This window comes from Streptomyces sp. NPDC058665, from assembly GCF_042714995.1.
Taxonomy (GTDB): Bacteria; Actinomycetota; Actinomycetes; order Streptomycetales; family Streptomycetaceae; genus Streptomyces.
Genome location: NZ_JBHXRX010000030.1, coordinates 19,408 through 45,082, shown reverse-complemented (window position 1 = coordinate 45,082; position 25,675 = coordinate 19,408). Strand labels below are relative to the sequence as shown.

Here is a 25,675-nt window from a genome sequence, read left to right as displayed (position 1 = left end):
CCTCCCGCCCACCGGCCCCCCTCACCACGTCAGGTCTCTCTCCGGGACCTCGACGACCTCCACCCGCCCCGTCACGTGCTCGCCGCCCGTCGTCTTCTGGTCCACCATCAGCCGCACCGTACGCAGCGCCGGGTGCGCCGCCAGGGACGAGAGGTCGATCGGGTCCTGGCAGGGCGCCAGCGTCAGGGTGTTCAGGTGCGGAAAGCCGGAGAGCCAGAACCAGTTGGGCGACAGCGTGCCCGGCAGCCACAGATGGGTCAGGCTGTCCGGGCGTACCTCGCGGGACAGATCGGCCGAGGTGAAGCCGTCGGACACCCGCAGGCGCCGACGGCTCGGCAGGGTGCGCAGGACGCTCAGCTCCTCGTGGGTGGTCACCTCGAAGTAGACGTCGTCCTCGGTCAGTCCGGCCAGTACACCCTCCGCGTAGGAGCTCGTGTCGAACCGGTGCCAGGCCGTGGCCAGAAGCTGGCGCACGGGCGCGTAGTCGTGGTCGCCGTACTCGCTCAGCAGCGGGATCGCCGCGTCCCCGCCGATCAGGACGGCTGTCTGGACCGTCAACACGCACTGGGAGTCGGTGAGTCCGGCCGGCCCAGGCAGCAGTTCGAGCGCGATCGCGCCGATCGCCGCCAGGTCAGAGGCTTCCGCGAAGGTCTTCGGCGGGATGAGCGCCGCCGTACGGGCGCTGATCTCCTCGCGGACGCGCGGTTCGAGTTCGGTCGCGTGCTCCAGCGCGGCGGCGGCCACCAGATGGAACTGGTTGCGGCGGTACGGCGAGAGCGCCATGTCCCCGCGGCGCGCGATGTCGAGGAGGAACTGCGCGCACTCCTGCGGCCGGGCGTGCGCCGCCGCCATGCGGATGACGTCCTCCCACTGCGTCTCGGCCGCCCGCATGACAAGCAGCGCGATGTCCCCCTCCTCCACCGCCGCCTTCGCACCGAGGTAGTCCTGGAACGTCCGGTGGATGAAGTCGATCGAACCGACCGCGGGCTCCCTCAACAGCCCGCTGCGCAGCAGCAGATGACGGAAGATCGTGGACGCGTCGCCCTGTGCGGCCGCGACCGGCACCCCGGGCAGCGTGTCGGCGATGATCCGCTCCGCGTGGCTACGGTCCAGCTCCGCCTTGCCGTTGAGGATGAACTTGTACGCGAGACGCTGGAGCAGCCGGATCTTCGGCCCCTCCGTCAGCTCGACGCCGTCCGGCGACGCCATGTCGCGCTCCCGGTCACGGCGTGAGAGCAGCATGGACAGCGCCGCCTCGTACAACTCCTTGCGCGCGTGCGGCAGATAGCCGCGCCGGTCGCAGTGCAGCGCGCAGATCAGCCCGCACATCAGCGGGTTCGTGGCGAGCCTGGCGAGGTCCTGCTTGATACGGACCGCGGCGCCGAGCGACGCCTCGTACGCGTCGAGCAGCTCGCGCTGCTCCTCGTCGTCGGTCACGCTGCGCGCCGCGTTGTGCCAGCGGTGGATGAAGGAGTGCACATCACTGCGGCTCATCGGCGCCAGTGACAGCTCGGCGAACTTCTCGGCCGCCAGCCAGCGCCCCCGTACCGCCGACGGACGCGAGGTGACCAGCCAGAGATTGCCCGGATACGCGCCGAGCAGGTCCTGGAGCCAGCGGCGGGTGCGCTCCCGGACCTTCTCGGGTGTCTCGTCGATCCCGTCGATGAGGATCAGGCCACGGCCGGCGGCCAGCACCCGGTCGGTCCAGCCCTGCGGCTGCGCGCCGGCGAGCGGGCTGCGGATCCGGCTGAGGAAGTGCTCCGGCGTGGGCAGTTCGCCGTCCTGTCTGGTCAGCGAACGGATGGGCAGCACGAACGGGATCCGGCCGACGAACGGCGCGAGCGGCGCGCCGCCGTCGCTGAGGACGCCCCTGTCCTGCCGCGCCGCCGTGACGGCCATCCACTGCACCAGCGTGGTCTTCCCCGAACCGGCCTCACCGCGCAGGAGCACCCGGTCCCGCCCGTGGAAGGCGTGTTCGGCCCTGATCGACGCGGGTTCGGCCCGGATCGTGGCGTGCCGCGTCTCCCGTGAGAAGCCCGCCTCCAGGCTCAAGTAGGCCGCGTCCAGGGGCCATTGCTCGGGCGAGTTGGTGAGGTCGATGCCGTAGATCATCAACATGCCGTACTTGTGCGTGATGTGCGCCGCGTACCGCGCCTCGAAGAGCGCGTCCTGGGTGAAACGGGAGGGCACCCTCTTCAGCAACTCGTCGGTCTTGGCGACGGTTTCGGCCAGTGTCGCGGTGTGCCGTACGAGGGTGCGTGCGACAAAGGTCGAGCGCTGCGTGAAGAAGTGCAGGATGTACAGGCAGGCGGTCTCAAGGAGCGCGTCGTACAGGCCGGTGGCGTTGGCCGACAGATCGCGGGTGGCGTTCGGTTCGACCGCCTGTAACGCGCGGGCGAGCGCCTGCGGGCCGAGCTGGACGGCCTGTACGTCCTCCATGTCGAGGTCGCCCAGGCAGTGCAGCGTACGGGCCAGGGCCCGCACGACGGTCTCGTCCTCGTCGGGCGGCACCGGCCGCTCGCCGGGCCCGACCGGGTCGACGGCGCGCCGGACGAGTTCGGCGGCGATCTTGTGCAGGTCCTTGTCGGACAGGGTGCGCTTCTCGCCACGGAAGCTGACCAGGCCGGATATCCGTACCGGCCGGTCGACCAGCCCGGCGCCGGGCCCGTCCCGTACGAACAGTTTCTTGATCAACGGTATGACGATGCCCGACGCGAGCCGTGCGGTGGTGACTGCCGGATCCATGATCGCTCCCTCCGCTGGCTGATCAGCGTATCCACCGATATCGCCCCCGCGCCGGGTTTGCCGCAACCTCGTCGGGCCCGGTCCGTACCACGGCCGCTTCCCGTACGTGAGGATGGCCGGGACCGGCCCGTTGAAGGGGTGGGCCCGGGAGGGAAAGGGAGCGATCCGTCGTGCTGCTGCGGCAACTGGAGTACCTCGTCGCCCTCGCCCGCGAGCGCCACTTCGCGCGGGCCGCCGACGCCTGCTTCGTCTCCCAGCCCTCGCTCTCCGCCGCGATACGCAAGCTGGAACACGAACTCGGAGTGCCGATCGTGCGCCGTGGCCGGCGCTTCGAAGGGCTCACGCCCGAGGGCGAGCGGGTACTGCTCTGGGCGCACCGGATACTCGCCGAACGCGACGCGCTCCAGCACGAGTTGTCGGTCATGCGCGGCGGCCTCACCGGCACGCTGCGGCTGGGCGCCATCCCCACCGCGCTGACGGCCGCGTCCCTCCTGACCACCCCCTTCTGCGAGCAACACCCGCTCGTGCGCGTCTCGTTGGAGTCGCTGTCGTCGCGAGACATCACGCGGCGGCTGACTTCCTTCGAGCTGGACATCGCGCTCACGTATCTGGACGACGAAAGCCTGCGCCAGGTACGCAGGACACCGCTGTACGAGGAGCGGTATCTGCTGCTCACGCCCCGCGACAGCGCGCTCGCCGAACAGCGCTCGGTGCGCTGGGCCGAGGTCGCCGGGCTGCCGCTGTGCCTGCTGTCACCGCAGATGCGCAACCGCCGCATCATGGACGAGTACTTCGCCGCCGAAGGCGCGAGCGTCACCCCGGCCATCGAGACCGACACCGTCGCCGGCCTCTACACACACATGGCGGCGGGCCGGTGGTCGAGCGTGATCTCGCACGCCTGGCTGCATATGTTCGGCGTCCCGGAGACGATGCGCGTGGTCCCGCTGGCGCACCCCGCGCACGGGCCGCGCGTGGGCCTGGTCATCGCCGACCGCAGCCCCGAACCGGTGCTCGCGAAGGCGCTGTTGGAGACGGCGCGGCGGGTGAGCCTGCGCGAGGTCCTGGACAGCCTGCTGGGGACGTATCTCGCGCCGGCCGACGCCGCGACGCCAGGACCCGCCCCCGGACCCGACCCCGAACGCGGACCCGACCCCGAGCGATAGCCGGCGTCTATCCCGGCATAGAAACAGTCGCTTTGACCAGGGCGGACGCCAGGGCCGACCGTAAGAGGCACCTTCCGAAGCACTCCGCAGCAACGGACGAGGAGCCGCAACGCCATGGCCAAGATCCTGTGTGTGCTGTACGACGACCCGACCGACGGGCAGCCCACCACCTACGCCCGCGACGACCTCCCGGTCATCGACCACTACCCCGGCGGCCAGACCACCCCCACCCCCGAGGGCACCGACTTCACCCCCGGCCATCTGCTGGGCAGCGTCTCCGGTGAACTCGGCCTCCGCTCCTTCCTGGAGAGCCGCGGCCACACCCTCGTCGTCACCTCCGACAAGGAGGGCGCGGGCTCGGTCTTCGACCGCGAGCTGGTCGACGCGGACATCGTGATCTCGCAGCCGTTCTGGCCGGCGTATCTGACCGCCGAGCGGATCGCAGCCGCCAAGAACCTGAAACTCGCGGTCACCGCAGGCATCGGCTCCGACCACGTCGACCTCGACGCCGCCATCACCCACGGCGTCACCGTCGCCGAGGTGACGTACTGCAACAGCATCAGCGTCGCCGAGCACGTGGTGATGACGGTGCTCGGCCTCGTACGCGACTTCATCCCCTCGCACCGGATCGTGCTCGACGGCGGCTGGAACATCGCGGACGCCGTCAAGCGCTCGTACGACCTGGAGGGCATGCAGGTCGGTACGGTCGCGGCCGGCCGCATCGGGCTCGCCGTCCTGCGCCGACTCGCCCCCTTCGACGTGGGGCTCCACTACACCGACCGGCACCGGCTGCCGGCGGCCGTCGAGCGGGAGCTGAACCTCACCTGGCACGAGTCGACCGCCGCCATGGTGCCGCACTGCGACGTCGTCACCATCAACGCGCCCCTGCACCCGGAGACCGAGGGCCTGTTCGACGACAAGCTCATCGGCACCATGAAGCGCGGCGCGTACCTCATCAACACCGCGCGCGCGAAGATCGTCGACCGCGACGCCGTCGACCGGGCGCTGCGCGGCGGTCAGCTCGCGGGTTACGGCGGCGACGTCTGGTACCCGCAGCCCGCGCCGGCCGACCACCCGTGGCGCACCATGCCGCACCACGCGATGACGCCGCACATCTCGGGCTCGTCGCTCTCCGCGCAGACGCGGTACGCGGCCGGTACGCGGGAGATCCTGGAGTCGTACTTCGCGGGGAACCCCATCCGCGACGAGTACCTGATCGTGGAGGGCGGGGCGCTCGCGGGCACGGGGGCGCACTCGTACTCGACGAAGGAGGGCTGACCGGGGCGGCCGACCCCGGGCCTCGGGCGGATGAGCGGCGCCGGAGGCGCTTCCGGCGCCGCTCAGAACGCGTAGGTGCTCACCCCGCGCGCCTTCAACTCGGCGGCCACCCGTGCCCCGTCGGGCACATGCCGGGTGACGTAGTCGTTGAGGAGCGCGTTCGTGAGTCCGCCGATCTCCAGCAGCGGGGCGAACGTGGCCAGTTCGGTGGTCGAGGAGAGACGGAAGTCCACCTTGGTCAGGGCGGGCAGCCCGGCCAGTCCGGACACGTCGCGCAGCCCGAGTGAGTAGGCCTTGACCGACTCGATCGACGTGCTGCCGATCAGGAAGCCGAAGTCCGGCCACGGCTGATACCGGTACTCCAGTTCGCGAAGTGCCTTCATCCCGCCCATCGGCGGCGCCTTGAGCCGGTCGCACGACTCGATCCTGATCTTCTGGAGAGTGGGCGAGTCCGCCAGGGCGTCCAGGGACTCCAGTTGGCGTACGCCCTCCAGCCGCAAGTCGGCCAGCGGCGCCCGGCCCGCCAGACCGTCCGCGTCGTGCAGGACGTCGCAGCCGAATATCTGAACGCGCCGCAGCTCCGGCAGATCACCGACCCGGCCGAAATCGGCCAGCGAAGGACAGCGCCGTACGTCGAGAATCCGCAGGTCCCGGAGCTCGGGCGCGCCGTCCAGCGTGCGCAGGGTCCGGAACCGGTCGATCAACAGCACGCGCAGACCGGGCAGTTCGGGCAGGAACCCGAGGTCGGGTCCGCCGTCGACATTCGTCAGGAACAGCCGGTGCGGGGCGGGGGCACCGGCCAGGGACGAGAAGTCGGACAGGGTCACACAGTCCCGCACCCTGAGCAGGTCGAGGCTGGTCAGCGCCTCGACACCGGCGAGGGAGGTGAGCCGTTCGCAGTCGGCGAGTTCGACGGTCTTCAGGCCGGGCAGGCCCGAGATCGCCCGGAGGTCCTGGAGTTGGACGCATTCGGTGAGGACCAGTTCGGTGACGTCCGGGTGGTGGCCGAGCCCGTCCAGGGACCTGAGGCGGCGGAGCTTGTCCATACGGAGCACCCGCAAGCCGGGCATGGCGTCGATGCCCTTGAGCGTGGTGAGGTGCGCGCAACTCGTGAGGTCCAGCTCGGTCACCGCGCCGACGTCTGTCAGGGCCGACAGATCCTTGATGCCGGTCCAGCCCAGGTCGAGCGTGGCGAGCCGGCGCAGACCGCTCAGCGGACCGACGTCACGCAGGCCACGGCAGCCCTGGAGGCTGAGGGATTCCAGGTGGGGCAGCGCGGCGCCGAGTCCGGAGACCGACGCGACGCCCGTCATGCTGAGATCGAGCCGTCGCAGCGCGCTCAGTCCGAGCAGCGGGGCGATGTCCTTGACCTTGCGGCAGCGGTGCAGGCTCAGGCTCTCCAGGGCGGTGAGGCCGGTGAGCGGCCCGAGGTCGTCAACGCCCGAACAGCCGCCCAGATCAAGGCTGGTGAGACGGGTGAACTCGGCGAGCGGCGCGAGGTCACCGAGTCCGGCGCAGCGGTCAAGACGGAGCGTGCGCAGGACGGGGGCGAGATGGCGCAGGCCCTCGGGGACGGTCCTGCTCACCTTGAGATCGGTGCGGTTCTCCCGTACGTAGGCGGGGAGAAGGAGCAGTTGGGCGAAGCCGTCGGGGTCGGCGACCTTGGGCCACAGCTTCAGGAGCGTGTCGGTGGTCGGCTCCCCGACGACCGCGAAGCGCGCGGCGAGCGCGACGGCCTCAGCGGGGTCGACGGGTGGTGCGTCGGCGGCCCGGACGAGAAGTTCACGGACGGCCTTACGGGCTCGTGGGGCCTTGACCGTGGCCAACAGGGCGCGCAGGGCTTCGAGTTCGCCCGCCCCGTCGGAGGGGCCGTCGGTCCGAGAGGTGCTCATGGCACCGCAGGATATGCGCCGGGTCCGACAACGGGCGCCGCCGGGGCGGGGCTCCCGGGAGGGGACGCTCGGACTACTTCGCCTCACCGTAGCGGCCCAGGAAGCGGGGCGTGCCCGCCTCCACCCGGTGCAGGAACAGGCCGTTGGTGAAGACGAAGGCCTTCGTCGAGTCGTCGAAGTCGATGATTCTGCCGAGGCCGTGGTAGGTGAGGGACCGCAGCCGGCTCACCATCGCGCCCCGTTCGACGCCGATGCCGCCCAGCTCCCGCATCCCCCGCGCGATGAAGTTCAGCGCGTCGTACGCCTCCACGGCGTACGGTTCGACCGCGAACAACTCGCCCTTCCGGGGGCCGTAGCGCTTCTCGTACGACGTCACGAAGCCCTTCGCGGCGGGCAGTTCGGTCGGATCGACGTACGTCGTCACGATCACCCAGCCGTCGGCGGCGGCGCCGGCCTGGCCGAGGAACGCGGGCCGGAGCACCGGTTCGCGTGCCATGCGTGTGCCGCGGAAGCCCGTTTCCGAGAGCGCGCGGGCGCAGCGGGCCGCGCGCTCGGGCGACGTGCCGACGTACACCACCGAGTCGGCGTCGCTCGATGTCACGGCGGCGGCCACCGGACCGAAGTCGTCGCTGTCGGCGGGCACGGTGCTGGTCGTGGTGGTGCCGACGCCCTGGGGCAGCGCGTCGGCCAGGTTCACCACCAGCCGCTGGCTGGTGCGCCCTGCCGCCTGGTCGTCGACGAGGACGGTCCTGCGGTCCCCCCGGGCCCGGACGAGATAGTCGACGAAGCCCGTGCTGAGACTGTTGCCGTCCGGTCTGAGTTGGAAGAAGGCCTTCGTGCTGACCGACGAGACCGCGTCGCTGTCGCACGAGACGGTCACGAGAGGAAGCAGCGCCTCCTGGTACCGGGCGGCGATGGCCTCGACTCCCGCGACCCCGGTCGGCCCGATCACCGCGAACACCTCGTCCTCCGCGACGAACCTCGCCGCCGTCGCCTCGGCCCGCTTCGCGTCTCCTCCGTCGTCCCGTACGCGCAGCGCCAGGTCGAAGGGGCGGTCCGCACGGGCGTTGTGGTCGGCGACGGCCAGCCGCGCGCCCCGTTCCTGGGCGCGGCCGGCCGCCTTGTCCCGGCCGGACAGATCGGCGTGCAGCCCGACGACGTAGCGCGGCCGGGACCCGCCGGCGCCCGTGCCGGAGCCGCCGTCGCCGGTCTGCCGGGATGCCGCCCAGGCCGCAAGCCCCCCGCCGACCGCGACGACTCCGGCCGCGGAGGCGAGCGTGAGCACGCGGCGCCGTGACGGCCCGGGGGCGGCGGCCGGTGCCGCCGGTGCCGCCGTGACCGTGACCGGGTCCGCCGGGGAGCCGGAGCCGGAGGCCGAGTCGGAGCCGGCCGTGCGTCCCGGCGGCGGGTCGGGCAGCGCCAGCACCGCCGCCGACCGCTCAGCGACCAGCCGGGTCAGCGGCCCCGGCAGCCAGCCCCCCGACTCGCCGCCGGCACCCCCCAGCGCCTCCCGCACATCCCCCGAACCCGGCCTGTCCCGGGGGTTCTTGGCGAGGCAGGCCGTCAGCAGATCGAGCAGTTCCGCCGGTACGCCGTCGAGGTCCGGCTCCTCGTGGACCGTACGGAACAAAATGGCCGCCGCCGAGCCCGTACCGAACGGCCGCCGCCCCGTCGCCGCGTACACCAGCACGCACCCGAGCGAGAACACGTCGCTCGGCGGCCCGAGTTCACCGGCGCGGGCCTGTGCCTGCTCGGGCGAGAGATAGCCGGGCGAGCCGATCACCACGTCGCTCTCGGTCAGCGCGGTGGCGCCGGTGGCCCGCGCGATGCCGAAGTCGATGAGCCGGGGGCCGTCCAGGGCGAGCAGCACGTTGCCGGGCTTGACGTCGCGGTGCACAAGACCCGCCGCGTGCACCTCGGTGAGCGCGTCGGCCAGCCGGGCACCGAGGGTGCGCATGGCCCCGGGCGGCAGCGGACCGTGCAGCGTGACGGCCTCCGCCAGCGAGGGCCCGGGAACGAAGCCGGTCGCCAGCCACGGCTCGCGTTCCTCCGCCGCCGCGGCCACGACCGGTACCACCCACCGCCCGGTGAGCCGTGCCGCCGCCTCCGCCTCGCGGCGGAAGCGGACCCGGAAGCCGTGGTCGGCCGCGTACTCGGCACGGATGACCTTCAGCGCGATCAGCGCGCCGCCCGGCGAACGGGCCAGATACACCACGCCCATCCCGCCCGCGCCGAGCCGCCCGAGCAGCCGGTAACCGCCGACGGCGGGCGGATCGGCCGCCTTGAGAGGCTGGATCCCGGCCATCCCTTACGCGCCGGTGGGCGCGGGCCCCAGGAAGCGGAAGCCGCCGTCCTTGACCTCGTACAGGAACACGCCCTCCCCGGCGAAGCTGCCCTGCTCCGGGTCGAACGCGAACCGCTTCGTGATCCCCTGGTACGTGCTCTTGCGCAGCAGCCCCACCAACTCCGCCCGCTTCGGCGGCTGTTGCCCCGCAGGAGAGGGCGAACCCTTCGCCGGGGCCGCCGGCTTCGCGCCCTTCACCAGTTCCTGGATGACCAGATTCACCGTGTCGTACGCCTCCGCGGCGAAGTACGGCGGCTCGCTGCCGAAGCGCTTACGGAACGCGGCGGTGAAGTCCGCTGCCTCCGGCTTGTCGGCGGCGGAGACGAACGAGGCGGTCAGCAGCCAGCCCTCGGCCGCGTCCCCGGCCAGCTCCAGGAACTCCGGGGCGAGCACGGCCTGTGACGCGAGCCGGGGTCCGTCGAACCCGGCCGCCGCCAGCTCGCGCGCCACCTTCGCCGCTCCCGGCGCGTATCCGGCGTAGACGAAGGAGCCCGTACCCGCCCGCAGGATGTCGGTGACCACGGGCTTCATGTCCTCGATGTCCGCCGGGATCACCCGGGGGTAGGCCGGCATTCCGGACTGGCGCAGCACGAGCGAGGTGATGGTGGCGGACTCCCAGGCGTACGTCTGGGCCGTACGGTCCTGGAGCAGTCCCGGCCGTCCCATCTCCTTGTCCTTCGCGGCCTGTTGGGTGAGGTAGACGGCGATCGGGATGGACAGTGCGGCGTTGCCGGGGCGGCAGTGCACGAGGGACCGGGGCTGCCCTGACGACATCAGCATCCCGCCGGCCGAGACGGTCAGCAGGGGCACCAGGGCCTCGTCGTACGCGCCGACGACCGCTTCCGTCGTCACATCGCTGGTCGCGCCCAGTACGGCGAGTACGTCCGCGTCCTCGATCAGCTTCTTGGCGGCGGCCGGGGCGCGTTGGGCGGTGCCGCCGTCGTCGGCGGTCCTCAGCGCGAGTTCGAAGGGCCTGTCCTTGCCGGGCTTACGGGCGTTGTACTGCTCGATCGCCAGCCGCGCGCCCTGTTCCTGCGCCCGGCCTGCCACCTTGTCCGTACCGGAGAGGTCCGCCTGGACGCCGATGGCCCAGCGCGGGCCGGAGTCCCCGGACGCGGGAGGGTCGTCGTCCCGCAGGGCGGCCCAGGCTCCGCCACCGGCCGCGACGGCGAGCAGCGCGGCTCCGGAAAGGACGAACAGCCGTCGGCGGGACGGCTGTTGGCTGCCCTGACCGCCGGCGCCGTCGTTGCCCGCGCCGTTGTCGTCGGCGCCGTCGTTGCCCGCGCCGGGAGCGTCGGCGCCGGGCGCGTCGGCGACCGTCGGCTCGATGTCCGGCAGCGCCAGCATCTCGGCCGCGCGGTCGGCGATGCCCCGTACGACGTCTTCCGGCAGCCAGTCGGCCGCTCCGCCGTCGTCGGACGTGGGGTCGTCGGCAAGCTCCGCGGCGATCCGCTCGGCCGTGGGCCGGTCGGCCGGGTCCTTCGCCAGGCAGGAGAGCAGGAGTTGGCGCAGTTCCGCGTCCTCCTCGTCCCATGAGCCGCCCGAACCCTCCGAACCGCCCGAGCCGCCGATGTCGGGCTCGTCGTGCACCGTCCGGTAGAGCAGCGCGTCGGCCGAACCCGCGCCGAACGGGGGCCGTCCCGTCAGCGCGTACGCCAGCAGGCACCCCAGGGAGAACACGTCACTCGCCGGCCCCACCTCGGCGCCACGCGCCTCGGCCTGTTCGGGCGAGAGATAGCCGGGCGTGCCGACGACCATGTCGGGGGAGGTGAGCGCGGTCTCGTCGGTCGCGCGGGCGATCCCGAAGTCGATCAGCCGTGGACCGTCCACGGCGAGCAGGACATTGCCCGGCTTGATGTCGCGGTGCACAAGCCCCGCGTCGTGCACGGCTCCCAGCGCCCCCGCGAGCATCCTGGCCAGGGCCCGCACACTGTGCACCGGCAGCGGTCCGTGCCGGGTGACAGCCTCACCGAGCGACGGGCCCGGTACGAATTCGGTGGCCAACCAGGGCTCCGCCGCGTCCGGCTCCGCGCCCGTGACGGGCACCGCCCAGGGGCTGGACACCCGGCGGGCCAGGTCGACCTCGCGGCGGAAGCGGGCGCGGAAGCCGGGATCGTCCGCGTACTCGGCCTGGATGACCTTGACGGCGGCCAGCGCCCCCGCCTCCGTACGGCCGAGATAGACCACGCCCATGCCACCCACGCCGAGGCGGGCCAGCAGCCGGTGGCCGCCGATCGAGGCGGGATCGGTGGGCAGCAGCGGCTCGCTCATGCAGACGCCTCCAGTGCGCTCTGGACATCGACGAGCATGGCGGCCGTTCCCTCGATGACGGCCTTGTCGATCTCTTTCGAGGTCCGGCCCTTGGAACCCTTGCCGACCGCCGAGACGGTCACCTGGCCCAAGCGGCTCTGGCCCCAGGTGTAGTAGTGCGGGCCGCCGAGTTCGTCGCTGTGGTACTCACCGCTCTCGGAGATCGAGTCCTCGCTGGCGAACTGACCGGCCCCGAACGCCAGACCCGTCGACAGCAATCCGGTGATCCGCTCGTCGTCGCTGAGTTGCTGCTCGGGGCAGCGCAGCGCCTCTTCGAGGGTGCGCGCCATGTCCCAGTTCGCGTCCGCCTCGTCGCGGTGCACGAGGACGGTGGCGGCTATCCGGATCGGGCCCTTGCCGCCCTGCGCGGGCAGTTCGCTGTAGCGGGTGAAGCTGGTCAGTACGGAGGGCGGGAGCGGTTCGCGCTGCCAGACGCAGTCCTCGTCGAGCACGGCGAGCGAGCCGGGGTCGCTCTCGTACGGGCTCCGCCTGACGTAGTCCGCCCCGTACCGGCTGGGCTCGGCGGTGACGGCGCGGGCCAGTCGCAGGGCCTGGGCGCGCGTCCGGGGTTTGCGGCTCTCGTCGGGCGAGAAGTCCAGCCCGGTGGTGGCCGAGGGGCTCGGCGCGGCGCCCTTCGCCTCCCCGTCGGTCGTCTCCCCGGCACCGGACTTCGCCGGGCTGGGCTTCGTCCTGGCGGAGGTGTCGCCGTCGCCCGAACACCCTGCCAGCAGTAAGGCGACCGCGAGTGCGACGGTGCCCGATCGCAGCCGGCCAGGTCTTCCACTCACCATGAACCCCTCTGAAAGGCCGTGCACTTGTTCCCCCATCCTGAACGTATCCTGTGGGACGCGTAAGAAGGGGGCTCAGTTCTCGAACCAGGCCCTCGGGCGCACGCCCTCACCTCAGGTCCCGACCTCGAACGAGCGCAGCCACAGCTCCAGTGTGAGGACCAGCCACAACTTGCCTCCCTGGCGCGGCAGCAGCGTCCCCTCCCGCCGCAGCCAGGACCGGATCGTGTCCTCACGGAACAGCCCGCGGGCGCGCGCCGACCTGCCGAGGAGCAGGTCGTGGCCCAGCTCGCGCAGGGGTCCTTCCAGCCACTGCTGGACCGGGACGCGCATCCCGCTCTTGGGGCGGTCCACGATCGTCGGCGGCAGCAGGTCCCGTACCGCCTCCTTGAGGATCCACTTCTCGCTCGTCCCCGCGAGCTTCAGCCGGGGCGGCACGCGGAACGCGTGGTCGACGACCGCGCGGTCGAACAGCGGGGCGCGGCCCTCCAGCCCCTGCGACGCGGTGATGCGCTCCACCTTGGTGAGGATGTGATGGGCGCCCTTGGTCCGCAGATTGGTGTGCAGCAACTGGTTGAGCAGGCTCTTCATCCGCCCCTGTGTCAGATAGGGCGCCAGCAGGTCCGTCACCGGCGGCGCGTCCGCCAGCTCGGCCAGCACACCGGGCGTCAGCAGCACCGGCAGGTCGGCGTGGCACTTGCGGTACGAGTCCACGTACGCCCGCGCCCGGGAGTCCACACCCGCCTCGTCGCGGAGCAGTTCGTGGATGAGCATCGGCAGGTTCTTGGGGCCGCCGAAGACCGGGTCGCCGCCCTCCCCGTTGAGCACCACGCTCATTCCGTCCGCCGCCACCGCCTCGGCGAGCATCAGGTTGGGCACGGTGAGCGGGTCGCCGACCGGGCTGTCCAGCAGCGCGACGGTCTCCGGGAGGCGTGCCGCGACCGCCTCGCCGGGCACGGTCAGTACCTGGTGCTCGGTGTGGCAGTGGGCGGCGACCAGTCCGGAGTAGGCGAGTTCGTTCGGGGCGTCGCCGCCGAAGCTGATCGAGTACGACCGGACGGCCTGGTCGTGCAGTTTGGCGGCGAGCGCGGTGACCAGGCTGCTGTCCACACCGCCGGAGAGCAGCACACCCACCGGCTCGGCGACCGGCAGCCGCCGCGCGGTGGCGGACTCCAGCAACTCGCGCAGTTCCCGGGCGTGTTCGGCCGACGGGCGCTCGTCGGCCACCTCGGCCGGCTCCCAGTACGTCTCCTCCACCGTGGAACCGTCCGCCTTCAGCCGCACGCACCGGCCCGGCAGCACCTCGTGAATCCCGCGCAACAGGGTCTCCCTGCCCGGGAGATACGCGAAGGTGAGGAACGATCTGACCGCCGGCAGATGCAGTCCGGTGTCGAGCGCGGGCCAGCGCTGGAGCGCCCGCAGGGAGGTGGAGGCCGCCCAGGCCGCCCGTTCGCCGATGCCGGCACGGGCATGGAAGAGGGTGCGGGCGCCCATGTGGTCGCGGACGAGGACGAGTTCGTCGCCTTCGGCGATGGCGAGGGCGAACATGCCGTCGGCGGCGGCCAGTCCGGCGGCGCCGAACCTGACGTAGGCACGCAGGAGCAGCTCACCGTCGGAGCAGTCGCCGGGGATGCCGTCGGCGCCGGCCGAACCGAGCCGGGCCCGGAGTTCGGGCGCGTTGTGGAGCGTGACCTCACCGATCGCGTGGACGTCGCCCACCCGGTACGACCCTTCGGCCGCGCCGGGTCCGTCGAGCAGGCCCAGCGCATGGTGCCCCGCCCGCGTCGGCACGGGCCGGCCGCCCATGGCCGCCACCTGCCCGGCCGGGTCGTCGGCGGTCAGACACGCACACCAGCGGGACATCACGTCCTCTTTCCTTCCGTCTTCCCGATTCCCGGCTCCCGATTCCCGGCTCGCGGCCCCCCGGGTCAGCCGAAGTCGTCGTCGCTGTCGGCGGAACCGTCGTCCCAGTCCCCGTAACCGGCGTCCCCCGCGCCACCACCGTCACCGCCCGACGCGCTCGCCTCGGCCTGGCGGCGCATCTCCTCCTCTTCCTCCGGACTGAGGGAGGTGGGCGGCATGGCCAGCGTGCCGAGAACGGCCCCCGCGGTCACCGCGGCCAGGACGGTACCCAGTCGGCCGCCGAACGACGTCCGGTTCACCGTCAGCACCCCATCGCTCCACAGCGTGCGGCCGTAACCGGCCTCCCTGCCGTAGATCACCGGGCGCCCGTCCGCGTACACCCGCTTGACGATCCGCCGGCCCAGCAGCTCGTCACTGCCCGTCGCACCCCGGTCGTCCCGCCACCGCACGGTGCGCCGGCTCGCGCTGTCGGCGCTGCGCCACTCCTGGCGGCCGTCCGAGTAACGCCGGTGGACCGTGCGGTCGGCGAGCAGCTCGTCGCTGTAGGTGATCTCCCGCCTATGCGGCTGCGGCACTGCGGTTCCTCTCATGCGGTGGGCCAGCTCAGGAAACCCGCCTGGCGTACCTGGCGAAGGTCGGTCAACTGCGAGCGGGGCGTGCGCACTTCCCGTACGAGACGGTGCACCGTACGGATCAGTGACGCCGGGTTCACGGCGGCCAGCTCCACGAATCTGCCGCGCCGCAGCCAGTCGCGCTCCCAGCGACTGAGTGCGGACGCGAGCCCCGGAGCGGCACCCGATGCGGCGGCGGTCGCGGGGCCCGGCCAGTGGCCGGGTATCGCCGCGTACGCCGGACCACGCCCATGGACCAGATGGAGCGCGCCCGCCTGCCGGGGCCGCAGCCCCAGCGGGACGACCCGCACCCCGTCCGGTACGTCGACGGACCTGGCGAACCGCGCGGGGAAGGTGAGCCCGTGCGCGCTCGCGTCGTGCAGAAGGTAGACCGTCGCCCGCTCGGCCAGCGCGAGCATCCTCAGCACCCCTGTGTCCAGGGGCAGTTCGGAGGCGCCGTAGACCGGGCACGCCGACTCCATCGGCACCCCGTTGGCCCGCAGCATGGCGGCGATGTCGTCGGACTCGCAGACCAGCAGCCTCGGCAGGCCGTAGTCGAACAGGTCAGGCTCCGGGGTGTGCCGCCCGGCCGCCCGCGGGGGCCTGGGGGCGACGGGCGGCAGGAGGCCGTCCACCGTGTCGGGACCGATGCGGTGCAGCGCGGCCCGGAAGGCGCCGTACGTCATCGCGGGGGCCGATGTGAAGTGCGTACGCCGGGGCGCCCGGTGCCACGGCAGCAGCACCCGGCACACCTGGTAGTACAACTGCCGCTCGGTGAAGTGCAGTTGACCGGGTGCGGCGGCCTTCTCGGCCGCCGTACGGAGCACGCGGTCGAGGATCGCCTGCCGCATGTGCCCCGCCTGGCCCGTGTGCCCCGTGTGCCCGGGGTCCGCCGCGAGTCCCGTTCCCGTCTGCCCGCTGTCCGCCACACGGCCCGCGCCCGTGAGGTGGCCCGTGCCGCTCATGACGCCGTCGGCCAGGTGAGGAACCCGACCTGCTGCGCACGCCCCCGGTCGGGGTCGGCTATCCCCTCCGCCCGGTCCACCGCCCGCTCGACCACGGAGAGCAGCTTCACCGGAGTCACGGCGGCGATGGGCGACCACCAGCCACGGGTCAGCCAGTCGGCCTCCGCCGCGGTGAGCCGCGACGACGAAACACGGATGGCTTCCAGATCCGCGGGGCCGAGCGGACTTCTCAGCCGTACGGCGTTGGGGTTGTCCTTCACGGTGCGCGGCAGCATTCCGGCGACCACCACCCGCCCGCCGAGCGCGGCTCTGGCCTCGGACGCGAAGGCGAGCCCCGCGGGGCTGGCGTCGTGCAGGACTATCCCCACCGGCCCCGCTCCACCGCCCGCGCCCGGGGCGCCGGGTATCCGCGCGAGCTGGTGCACGGACTGCACCAGAGCGAGGGAGTGCTTCTCGGGCGCGCCGTTCAGTTCGAGGCAGGCCAGCACGGTGGAGTCCGGACACAGGAGCACCAGCTTCGGCGCCTCGCCGGCCGGGAGCACCGGGTACAGCCTGTGTCCCTCGGGCGCCATCCCGATCGGCGGCTTGCCGTAGACGGTGGCCCAGCGGTCTATCACCGAGGTCTTGAAGTCGCTGAAGGGCATCGGCACTTCAACCCTGCCCGTCCGCTGGGCGCGCATCGCGCCGCGGACCGACAGCACGACAACCAGGACGACGTAGACGCCGCCGACCGTGAGAGTGCCCAGGATCACGTCCCGGTCGAATCCGGAGACGCTGATGATCACCCACGAGGCGATCGCCCCGAGCACCAGCAGGCCGAGGGCGACACATCCGTACACACCGCTGTCAGTGGGAGTCCGCCCGCGAGCCGCCGCGTAGTAGAGCTGGGTGGGCGTGTAGCGCAGGCCCCCGCCGTTGCTGAGCTTGTGGATGAGCTTGCGCATCCGGACATCGTGCAGGCGGAGCTTGTTCTCTTTGGGTTCGAGGGCGAACGCGCGCTTGCAGACCGGGCAGAGCCCGTTCCCTCGTTCCCGGTAGCGAGCGTCTTTGCCACAGTGCGGGCAGATCACGGCGGCCCCCTCCAACTGCCCTGAGAAGCGCATGGTTTCGTTGTGTCGAACGGACAGATCCTAGACGATGGAGCTTGATTGAGATGTCCAATTCAGGTACGCGAATGAAACGTGAGGCGAACGCGGAGAACGAGGTCCACGACATCGCCGAATTCCGTGACGCGGCAAGGAACGTGGTCACACCGGTCCTTCAGCTTCCCCCGGACATCGCTCTCGCCGTGGTGGACGCGTTCACGAAAGTCGTGAGAGACGCGAAGAGAAGCGAATCGGCGACAACGACGGACAACGACGGGATAACCCGTTTCCAGACTTTCGAGGAGGGCGACGTCTATATGCTCGAAGCGCCCTTCGACGACTTCTTCGCCGACCGCTATCTGATGGATTTCTACAATGTGGAGGAGCGCGGCGTCTGCTCCCGTATGCATCTGCACACCGGTCTGCGATTCGTACGGATGATGACCGGCCCGGATACGCGGATCCGGGTGAGCAGCCTCTCCCCGTTCGAGATCACCGGCGTCTCCGGGGTAACTCCCTTCACATTGCGCTCCTTCGAGGACACGTTGCCCGACACCCCGCCGGGGGTGGTGCGGACCCGCTACAACCTGGTGGTGCCGCCCTGCTCCTTCGTGGACATGCAGATCCCGCGCGGGGTGAGCCATCAGTTCAACGCCGTCGGCGAGCACGCCGTGATCGATTCCGTGCACCCCGAGGAGTCCGTGGAGACATTCCGCGAAAAGATGAACGGATACCGGATGATGGCCCAGACCGTATTTCTGGCGGACGAACTCCCCGCGTCGGACACCTGCGCCGATCTGCCCACATGACCCGCGGGCGCGGGACATGCGCCCCCGGGGTCCCGACGGCGTCCGGAGCCGCTACTCGTCGCCTTCCGCGACCGCCGAGGTCGTGGAGGTCGTAGAGCCGGCGGACGTCGCGGAGGTGGTGGAGGTGGAGGTGGAGAGCCGGCGCAGCCACTCCGTCATCAGGGCCATTTCGGCGGTGCTGAGCCCCGACTCCCCCGACCGCCCCAGCAGAACGTTCAACTGGGCCGCCGCCGCTGGCAGTCGAGTCCTCTTCGTGGGCCTGTCGGCGCGCTCCTCCAGCGCCTCGGGGGTGAAGACGGTGGCGTGCACGGCGTCGCGGACCCGCCGGGAGGTGTCCCTGTCGGTGAAGGTCGAAGGACGGGCGACGAGCATCAGGGCCACCCCGACGTTGGCCGACATGACGACCTGGGCAGCGACCTCGGGCGCCAGACTCAACTTGCCGTCCGCCGCCGCCCGCCGCAGATCCCTGGTGAGCATCTCGTGCGACTCCAGGGCCGCCGCCGGGGGCGTACGCATCGCGGGGGAGTACATCAGCCGGTACAGATTCGGGTTGTCCAGCGCGAACTCCACGTGGTTGTCCCAGCCCTTGCGCAGATCCTCTATCGGATCGTCCTGCGGGGTCCGCTCCCGCTTGGTCTCCAGATACTTGTCGAAGCCGTGGTCCACGACCGCGGAGAGCAGCCCTTCCTTGTCCCCGAAGTGCCGGTAGAGCGCCGGGGCACCCACCTGCGCGGCGTCGCACACGGCCCGGGTGGAGACGTCCCCGTTGGGCGACTCGGCGACCAGTCGTGCCGCGACTTCGAGGATCCGCGCTCGTGTGCTCATGGCGGACGACCGTATCAAGGGCTCCGTAGCGCTGTTACTCATGACGGATCTCCTCGATCGCCGGGAAGGATCGGCCGGGGGAATCCACGGGGTGCCTGACACGAGCGGCCCTCAGATGATGCCGCCGTTGGCGCGCAGGACCTGGCCGTTGACCCAACGCGCGGGTCCGGCGAGGAAGGAGACGACCTCGGATATGTCCTCCGGCCGGCCGAGCCGCTCCAGCGGCGCCTGAGCGGCCATCCTCGTTATGGTCTCCTCGTCCTTGCCCTCCAGGAACAGCTCCGTGACCGTAGGCCCCGGCGCCACCGCGTTGACGGTGATGTCGCGCCCTCGCAGCTCCCTGGCCAGGATCAGCGTCATCGCCTCGACCGCGCCCTTGCTGGCCGCGTACGCCGTGTATCCCGGGAAGGCCAGGCCCAGCACCGAGCTGGAGACGTTGATGATCGCCCCGCCGTTCCGCAGTCGGCGCGCGGCCTGCTGGTCGACCACGAACGTGCCGCGGATGTTGGTGCGGTGCATCCGGTCCAGCGCGTCCAGCTCGGTGTCGACCAGCGGCGTGACCGCCATGACACCCGCCGCGTGCACAACGACGTCGACGCCTCCGAAGGCTTCCTCCGCCGCGTCGAACAGCGCCGACACCGCGACCTCGTCCGCCACGTCGGCGCGGAAGGCGATGGCCGTCCCGCCCGCCTCCGTGATGGCGGCAACCGCCGACTCCGCCGCCGTCTGATTCCCCGCGTAGTTGACGACGACCGCGTGTCCGTCCGCCGCCAGGCGCCGCGCGCTCTCCCGGCCGATGCCCCGAGACCCTCCGGTGACGATCACTACCCGACGCGCCGCGCTCGGCTGCTCACTCATGACGTTGCTCCCTGTATCGACGTAAGGACGTACCGATATCCGACGTGCCGACGTCCGATGTACCGACGTAGATCGACGTGACAAGCGAGGCATCGACCGGGAAAGCGATCTCCGCCTCGCGACAACAACGACGCTAACACGTCCGACGTAGCGTCGCTACCCTTTTCTGTAACATCGCTACGCCATCGCCGGCCGGCCCGCTACCCACCCCCTGCCGACCTGCGCCTACATGGCCCGACGGAGTGATTCGAAAAAAATCCTCCCGAGCTGTCGAGAACCCGTCATCGGCTCCGACGTCCCCTGTGAGAGTTGCCCGGAAGAGGCGACAACACAGAAACAAGGAGTGAAGTCATGAAGTATCTGGTGATGGTCCAGGGCTCCCAGGTCGACTACGACGCCATGACCGGCAAGGGGTCCGCGCAGAGCCCGGCCTGGAGCGAGAAGGACATGCAGGCGATGTTCGCCTTCATGGGGGAGGTCAACAACGACCTCGCCGAGTCCGGTGAACTGGTCGACGCGAACGGCCTGGCCGCGCCCTCGGAGACCCGCTTCGTCAGCGCGGACAAGGACGGCAAGCCCGTGATCACGGACGGGCCGTACGGCGAGACGAAGGAACTGCTCGCCGGCTACTGGGTACTCGACTGCGCGAGCCTGGAGCGGGTCACCGAGATCGCGGCGCGCGTCGCCGCCTGCCCCCAGCCCGAGGGCGCCCCGGTCTACCCCGTCGTCATCCGGCCCATCCCGGACGGTCCGGGGGTGGATGGCTGAGACACCGCGCGCACCTGGGTCCACCCGGGGTGTAATACGCGGTGTGAACCACGGCACGGACGACACCGCGGACAACGGCGCGAGCGACGAGAACCATGTCGGTGCGCGCCGCACGAACCGTGCGGCCCCATCGGCCGGCCCCACCCCGATCGAGGACCTGCTGCGCCGAAACGCGCCGCAGGTCCTCGGCGCGCTCGTCCGCCGCTACGGCCACTTCGACCTCGCCGAGGACGCCGTACAGGAAGCGCTCATCGCCGCCGCCCAGCAGTGGCCGGCCGCCGGCCGCCCCGACAACCCGCGCGGCTGGCTGATCAAGACCGCCTCCCGCCGACTCGTGGACCAGCTCCGCAGCGAAGAGGCGCGGCGCAGGCGCGAGGAGAGCGCCGCCGCGCTCACCCCCAGGGACTCCTTCACCGCACCGCCGCCCGGGGAGAGCCGCGCCCCCTCGGAGGACGACACCCTCACCCTGCTCTTCCTCTGCTGCCATCCCGAACTGCCCGCCGCCGGCCGCACCGCGCTCACCCTGCGCGCCGTCGGCGGTCTCACCACCGCCGAGATCGCCCGCGCCCATCTGGTGCCCGAGGCGACGATGGCGCAGCGCATCAGCAGGGCGAAGCAGAAGATCAAGGGGGTGCCCTTCCGGCAGCCGGGGCCGGAGGACCGCGACCGCCGGCTCGCGACCGTCCTCCAGGTGCTCTACCTGATCTTCAACGAGGGCCATACGGCCACCTCCGGCAGCACGTTGCACCGCGCGGACCTCGCGTACGAGGCGATCCGGCTCACGCGAGCCATACGGCGGCTGCTGCCGACGGAGGGCGCGGTGACGGGCCTGCTCGCGCTGATGCTGCTGACCGAGGCGCGGAGCGCGGCCCGCACCGGACCGCACGGTGAACTGATCCCCCTGGACGAGCAGGACCGCACCCGCTGGGACCGTGCCGCGATCGACGAAGGTACGGCGCTGGTCGAGGAGGCCCTGTCCCAAGGGCCCGCCGGTGCCTATCAGTTGCAGGCAGCCATCGCCGCGCTGCACGACGAGGCGCCGAGCGCCGATGGGACCGACTGGCCCCAGATCGTGGCTCTGTACGACGAGTTGCTGCGCCGTGCTCCCGGGCCCGAGCCGATGGCCGCGCTGAGCAGGGCCGTCGCGATTTCGATGGCGCACGGTCCGGAGGCCGGACTCGCCGAACTCAAGGATCTGGACGAGGAGTTGGCGGGGCACCACCGGCTCGACGCGGTGCGGGCGCATCTGCTGGAGAAGGCGGGTGACAAGGAAGGCGCCGTGGCCGCCTATCAGTTGGCGGCCGAACGCACGCTCAGCCTCCCGGAGACGCGCTACCTGCTGATGCGCGCGGCCCGGCTGCGCGACTGACCTCCGCCCCGCGGTCCTACAGCGGTTCGCCGAGCGGCCCGTACTCCGCGACCAGCGACCTGGCCCAGTGGGCGGCGAAGTCCGGCCGCGTACCGTCCGCGTCCGTGAAGCCGTACTCCTCGTACAGCCCCCATGTCGCCAGCGCCCGGCCCGACTTGGTCATGATGTCCGGATCCGCGGCCAGCGCGGCGACCGCGCGCCCCAGATACGCCGGGCTCTCGGAGTAGGCGAAGTTCGGGTCATCGGCCACCGCGTCCCGCCAGGTCTCCTCGGTGACGCCGAGCCCGTCCAGCATCGCCTCGGAGCGCAGAAAGCCGGGCGTGATCGCGACGGCTGCGACGCCGTACGGCTTCAACTCGGCCGCCTGCGCGACGGCGAGGCGGATCACCGAGGACTTCACCAGGTCGTAGAAGAAGGACCCCCGATAGCGGGCGGTGTTCCCGTCCGTCACCTCCACGACCAGCCCGCCGCGGCGGGCGACCAGCAGCGGCAGCGTGTAACGGCTGGTGATCACATGCGTGTCGACCGCCTGCCGCAGCAGCCGGAACCCGGCGTCCAGGTCCTGCTCCCAGAGCGGATGCTCCCAGTCGGTCAACGGGTCGCCGCCCCATACGGAGTTGACGAGAATGTCCAGCCGCCCGTCCTGCTCGTCGGCGATCCGGCCGACGAGGGCCCGCACCTCTTCGGGACTGCTGTGGTCGGTACGGACGGCGATGCCGCGCCCACCGGCGGCGGTGACCAGACCGGCCGTCCCCTCGATGGTCTCGGGGCGGTCCAGGTCGGAACGCCCGGCGGAGCTGCTGCGGCCGGTGACGTACACCGTCGCCCCGGCCGCGCCGAGTTCGACCGCGATACCGCGCCCGCCGCCCCGGGTACCGCCCGCGACGAGCGCGACCTTGCCCGCCAGCGGGCGAGACTCGCCCGCCGCCCCGGCCGCCTTCTCCACGTCTCTCATGCTTCCTCGTCTCTCATGCTTCCTCCAACTCGCAGTGGCCGGGCCGGTGTACGGGCGACGACACGTGGTGCGCCAGCACCACATCGATCTCCTGACGTATCCGCTGCTCCAGCGTCCCTTCGCGGTCGAGCGCCCAGACCAGCCCGGCACCGGCTGACATCGCCTGCACGGAAAGGGCCAGCGCCCCGACATCCGTCCCGGCCCTCAACTCCCCCGCCGCGACGGCGGCGGTCAGCAACTCCTCGACGGCGCGCCGCTCGGCCCGGTGAACGGTGAGGGCGTGCGCGTGGAACTCCGGTTCGCCAAGGTCCAGACAGAGGAACGCCAGATGGTTGGCGTACGTCTGCGGAGTCGTCATCGGCTCCATCGACTCCACGAGCAGCGCGGTCAGCGCGGCGAGCGCCGACCCGTTCGCGCGCCGCAGCCGCTCCGGCGACGTACGCGCCTGGTCCCGCGCGCTCTCGGCGGCCCGCTCCGCCAGCGCCAGCAGCAGGCCCCGCTTGGAACCGAAGCGCTGCATGAGCGTGCCCGGCACGAGGCCCACCTCGCGGGCCACCGCCGCGAGCGTGAGCCCGGCGGGCCCGACACGTCCGACGATGTCGGCGGTCGCCCGCAGGATCACCGAGTCGTCGACACCACGGGGACGTCCGGCCACGGCCACTGCTCCCTCACTCGCTCGATTAATAAATGCATGTTCATTCATTAAACAGGACACGGAGAGACGCGGCAACAGCCCGCGGCCCCGTCAGCCGGTCAGGCTGCCGACCGTCCCGAGCTGTTTCCACGTGCCCTTCTCGCGCACATCAATCCACACCGGCCGGTCGAGCGCCTGGTGGTCCTTGAAGCGGTACCGGCCCAGCAGCCCCTTCACGTCGACGGCGTCCATGGCCTTCCGCAGCGCGACCCGCGCGCTCCCGGGGTCCTCGTCCTCACCACCCCGCTCCGGCAGGGCCCCGTCGTCCATGACCTGCCGGATGCCGGCGGCGAGCACGAGCGTGCCGTCGTACAGCTCGACCCCGCCCCGCGCCTCGAACATCTTCCGCTGCGCGGCCGGGGCGGCGCAGACCCGCGGGAACAGCTCGCAGTCCGCCTTCGGCTGCCGCTCGTCGTGGAAGGAACGGAAGCGCAGCGTGCCGTCAGGCACCAACTTGTCGCGGGCGTCGGTGTATTCGTGGTCGTCCTCGGAGTCGCACGACGCTTCGTAGTTGTCCTGCACGACCATCAACTGCCCGGACTTCTTCAGGGCGTCGACCCACCCGTCGCGCTGCCGGGAGTTGGGCAGGGTGACGGTGTCGGGCCGGTTGTCCTGGACGTCCCGGGCGACGTCCGCCTCGTTCATCTCCTCCGGATACGCCGCGGACTCGACGGCGTCGACACCCGCCTCGCGCAGGCCGTGCCCGAGCTTGAGGTGGTTCGGATCGTCCTCGGCGAGCTTGTCGTCCCAGTGGTAGTCGGAGCCGACGATCAGCTTGTCCGCGTCGTACGCGCCGCGCAGATAGCGCCCTTCCTGCTCGCCCACCTCGAACTCCGACGGCATCATGCCGAAGGCGAAGTCCGGGCCCGAGCCTCCCTTGCAGGTGTCGATCGCGGCCATGCCCTGGTCGAAGTCGGTCTCGACGCCGTCGACGCTGCTGGTGTCACCGATCAACGCGATCATGCCCGGGTACGTGTCCAGCAGTTCGGTCGCCGGGGTCCGCTGGTCGTCCTTCACCGGGACGACGCGCACGGGCAGCCTCTTGTGCGTGGTGCGCTCGGCGTCCTTGAACGCCGCCTCGACGATCGCGGCGCGCTCCTCGCCGTACGACTCGTCGAGGGACCAGTCGTACGCGACCCCCACGACGTACTGGTCCGCCATCGCCGCGCTGGGCCCGCCGACCGGTGCCCGACCGGACGACGAGGACGAGGAGGAGGACGTCGCCGAGGACGAGAGCACGACCGCGGCCGGTATGCCGAGCACAACGAGCGCGACGGCGGCCCCGACGAGGGCGTTGCGCCGACCACGGCGCGGGGGAGACGGCGGGGGAGGCGGGGAGGGGACCTTGGCGACGACATGAGGCCGGGGGCTCGGACGTACATCCTCGGGATCGGGGTCGGGCTCGGGCGGATGTACGTCGTCAGGCTCGGGCTCGGGCGGGCGAACGACTGCGGACGCCGGCTCAGGTACGACGACAGCCGCCGCGGCCTCGGCCTTGCCCCCGCCCCGCAGCACCCGCTCCAGCTCCACGCGCGCCGCACGCGCGTCCGACGGCCGGTCGTCGGGGTCCTTGGCCATCAGGGACAGGATCAACCGGTCGACATCGGGGCCGAGTTCGGCACGGGCACGGCTCGGCCGCAGGGGCTCGTCGTTCAGGTGGTTGTACATGATCCCGGCCGCATGACCGACGAACGGCGGTCGCCCGACCAGGAGTTCGTACAGCACACAGCCCAACGCGTAGAGATCCGTACGCCCGTCGCCGTTCCGCTGCTGAAACCGCTCGGGCGCCATGTACAGCACACTGCCGAACGGCGCCTCCCCGGTCCGGGTCAGCCGCGGATCGCTGGACCGCTCCTCGGTGTACTTGGCGATGCCGAAGTCCACGACCTTGGCGACGCCCTCACCGGTGACCATGATGTTCGCCGGCTTGATGTCGCGGTGCACGATGCCCGCCGCGTGCGCGACCTCCAGCCCCCGGCACACATCCACGGCCCACCCGAGCGCGTCGGCCACACTCGCCCGCCCGCTCTCGGCGAGAACGTCGTGCAGCGTACGGCCCTCCACCAGGGCCATCACCAGGTACGGGCTGTCGCCGTCCGTCCCGTGGTCGTGCACGGCCACGATGTGCGGACTGTCCAACGAGGCCACGGCCCGCGCCTCCCGCCGGAACCGCGCCAGCTGCTCCTTCCGCTCCCCCTCACCCCCGGGCGCGAGAAGCAGCTTTACGGCCACGTCCCGCCCCAACTCCCGGTCCCGCGCCCGCCAGACCTCCCCCATCCCCCCGGCCCCGAGCAACTCCCCCAACTCGTACCGCCCGCTCAGCAACCGCCCCCGCACGACGCGCTCCCCTCCC

General features: G+C 71.5%; 19 protein-coding genes. 5 read left to right on the top strand and 14 right to left on the bottom strand.

Annotation, left to right across the window (positions count from 1 at the left end; translation table 11 throughout):
• Window positions 1-21: 21 nt before the first annotated feature.
• A complete protein-coding gene (locus ACFWV8_RS20855) occupies window positions 22-2,745 on the bottom strand; it encodes an NACHT domain-containing protein (RefSeq protein WP_384204081.1) in 2,724 nt (907 codons plus the stop codon).
• Window positions 2,746-2,915: 170 nt separating this feature from the next.
• On the opposite strand from ACFWV8_RS20855, the gene ACFWV8_RS20850 reads away from it, so the two are divergent.
• Entirely contained in the window at window positions 2,916-3,908 is a 993-nt protein-coding gene (locus tag ACFWV8_RS20850; protein WP_384204078.1) for a LysR substrate-binding domain-containing protein, read from the top strand.
• Window positions 3,909-4,022: 114 nt separating this feature from the next.
• Window positions 4,023-5,186, top strand: coding sequence for an NAD-dependent formate dehydrogenase (locus ACFWV8_RS20845; protein WP_384204076.1), 1,164 nt, complete (start codon window positions 4,023-4,025; stop codon window positions 5,184-5,186).
• 62 nt (window positions 5,187-5,248) lie between these two features.
• Here ACFWV8_RS20845 and ACFWV8_RS20840 read toward each other — a convergent pair whose 3' ends face one another.
• The 8 genes from ACFWV8_RS20840 to ACFWV8_RS20805 all read right to left on the bottom strand — a co-directional run bounded on the left by ACFWV8_RS20840 (window position 5,249) and on the right by ACFWV8_RS20805 (window position 17,062).
• A complete protein-coding gene (locus ACFWV8_RS20840) occupies window positions 5,249-7,078 on the bottom strand; it encodes a leucine-rich repeat domain-containing protein (protein WP_384204074.1) in 1,830 nt (609 codons plus the stop codon).
• A gap of 73 nt (window positions 7,079-7,151) precedes the next feature.
• Complete coding sequence (locus tag ACFWV8_RS20835; protein WP_384204072.1) at window positions 7,152-9,383, bottom strand: bifunctional serine/threonine-protein kinase/ABC transporter substrate-binding protein; 2,232 nt, start codon at window positions 9,381-9,383, stop codon at window positions 7,152-7,154.
• Between the two features lie 3 nt (window positions 9,384-9,386).
• The gene (locus tag ACFWV8_RS20830) at window positions 9,387-11,693 is read right to left on the bottom strand and encodes a bifunctional serine/threonine-protein kinase/ABC transporter substrate-binding protein (protein WP_384204069.1); all 2,307 of its coding nucleotides are present in this window, start codon (window positions 11,691-11,693) and stop codon (window positions 9,387-9,389) included.
• Window positions 11,690-12,520 carry a hypothetical protein gene (locus ACFWV8_RS20825; RefSeq protein ID WP_384204066.1) on the bottom strand — a complete coding sequence of 277 codons (831 nt, stop codon included), beginning with the start codon at window positions 12,518-12,520 and terminating at the stop codon, window positions 11,690-11,692. Before ACFWV8_RS20825 ends, ACFWV8_RS20830 begins: the two co-directional genes overlap by 4 nt.
• 114 nt (window positions 12,521-12,634) lie before the next feature.
• Window positions 12,635-14,383 (bottom strand): asparagine synthetase B family protein, encoded by a 1,749-nt coding sequence (locus ACFWV8_RS20820; protein WP_384204064.1) that lies wholly within the window; start codon window positions 14,381-14,383, stop codon window positions 12,635-12,637.
• 65 nt (window positions 14,384-14,448) lie between these two features.
• Window positions 14,449-14,958, bottom strand: coding sequence for a hypothetical protein (locus ACFWV8_RS20815; RefSeq protein ID WP_384204061.1), 510 nt, complete (start codon window positions 14,956-14,958; stop codon window positions 14,449-14,451).
• Window positions 14,959-14,969: 11 nt separating this feature from the next.
• Window positions 14,970-15,959 (bottom strand): hypothetical protein, encoded by a 990-nt coding sequence (locus tag ACFWV8_RS20810; protein ID WP_384204058.1) that lies wholly within the window; start codon window positions 15,957-15,959, stop codon window positions 14,970-14,972.
• Entirely contained in the window at window positions 15,956-17,062 is a 1,107-nt protein-coding gene (locus ACFWV8_RS20805) for a hypothetical protein (RefSeq protein WP_384204055.1), read from the bottom strand. The genes ACFWV8_RS20810 and ACFWV8_RS20805 overlap by 4 nt, the downstream gene beginning before the upstream one ends.
• Before the next feature lie 71 nt (window positions 17,063-17,133).
• Here ACFWV8_RS20805 and ACFWV8_RS20800 point away from each other — a divergent pair, with 71 nt between their 5' ends.
• Entirely contained in the window at window positions 17,134-17,853 is a 720-nt protein-coding gene (locus ACFWV8_RS20800) for a hypothetical protein (RefSeq protein WP_384204053.1), read from the top strand.
• A 51-nt stretch (window positions 17,854-17,904) separates the two neighbouring features.
• On the opposite strand, the gene ACFWV8_RS20795 is transcribed toward ACFWV8_RS20800, so the two are convergent.
• Together ACFWV8_RS20795 and ACFWV8_RS20790 are read right to left on the bottom strand one after the other, a co-directional pair.
• Window positions 17,905-18,678: a TetR/AcrR family transcriptional regulator gene (locus tag ACFWV8_RS20795; protein WP_384204050.1), complete on the bottom strand. Its 774-nt coding sequence runs from the start codon at window positions 18,676-18,678 to the stop codon at window positions 17,905-17,907.
• A gap of 111 nt (window positions 18,679-18,789) precedes the next feature.
• Window positions 18,790-19,536: an SDR family oxidoreductase gene (locus tag ACFWV8_RS20790; protein ID WP_384204047.1), complete on the bottom strand. Its 747-nt coding sequence runs from the start codon at window positions 19,534-19,536 to the stop codon at window positions 18,790-18,792.
• Window positions 19,537-19,887: 351 nt separating this feature from the next.
• Between ACFWV8_RS20790 and ACFWV8_RS20785 the strand changes: the two genes are divergently transcribed.
• Entirely contained in the window at window positions 19,888-20,304 is a 417-nt protein-coding gene (locus ACFWV8_RS20785; RefSeq protein ID WP_329385395.1) for a YciI family protein, read from the top strand.
• 148 nt (window positions 20,305-20,452) lie between these two features.
• Window positions 20,453-21,673, top strand: coding sequence for an RNA polymerase sigma factor (locus ACFWV8_RS20780; protein WP_384204200.1), 1,221 nt, complete (start codon window positions 20,453-20,455; stop codon window positions 21,671-21,673).
• A gap of 16 nt (window positions 21,674-21,689) precedes the next feature.
• Here the strand turns inward: ACFWV8_RS20780 and ACFWV8_RS20775 are convergent, their stop codons facing one another.
• The 3 genes from ACFWV8_RS20775 to ACFWV8_RS20765 all read right to left on the bottom strand — a co-directional run bounded on the left by ACFWV8_RS20775 (window position 21,690) and on the right by ACFWV8_RS20765 (window position 25,659).
• Window positions 21,690-22,628: an SDR family oxidoreductase gene (locus tag ACFWV8_RS20775; RefSeq protein ID WP_384204043.1), complete on the bottom strand. Its 939-nt coding sequence runs from the start codon at window positions 22,626-22,628 to the stop codon at window positions 21,690-21,692.
• Between the two features lie 13 nt (window positions 22,629-22,641).
• Complete coding sequence (locus tag ACFWV8_RS20770; protein WP_384204040.1) at window positions 22,642-23,283, bottom strand: TetR/AcrR family transcriptional regulator; 642 nt, start codon at window positions 23,281-23,283, stop codon at window positions 22,642-22,644.
• 90 nt (window positions 23,284-23,373) lie between these two features.
• On the bottom strand, window positions 23,374-25,659 hold the full coding sequence (locus tag ACFWV8_RS20765; protein ID WP_384204037.1) for a protein kinase: 2,286 nt from the start codon (window positions 25,657-25,659) through the stop codon (window positions 23,374-23,376).
• Window positions 25,660-25,675 lie beyond the last annotated feature (16 nt).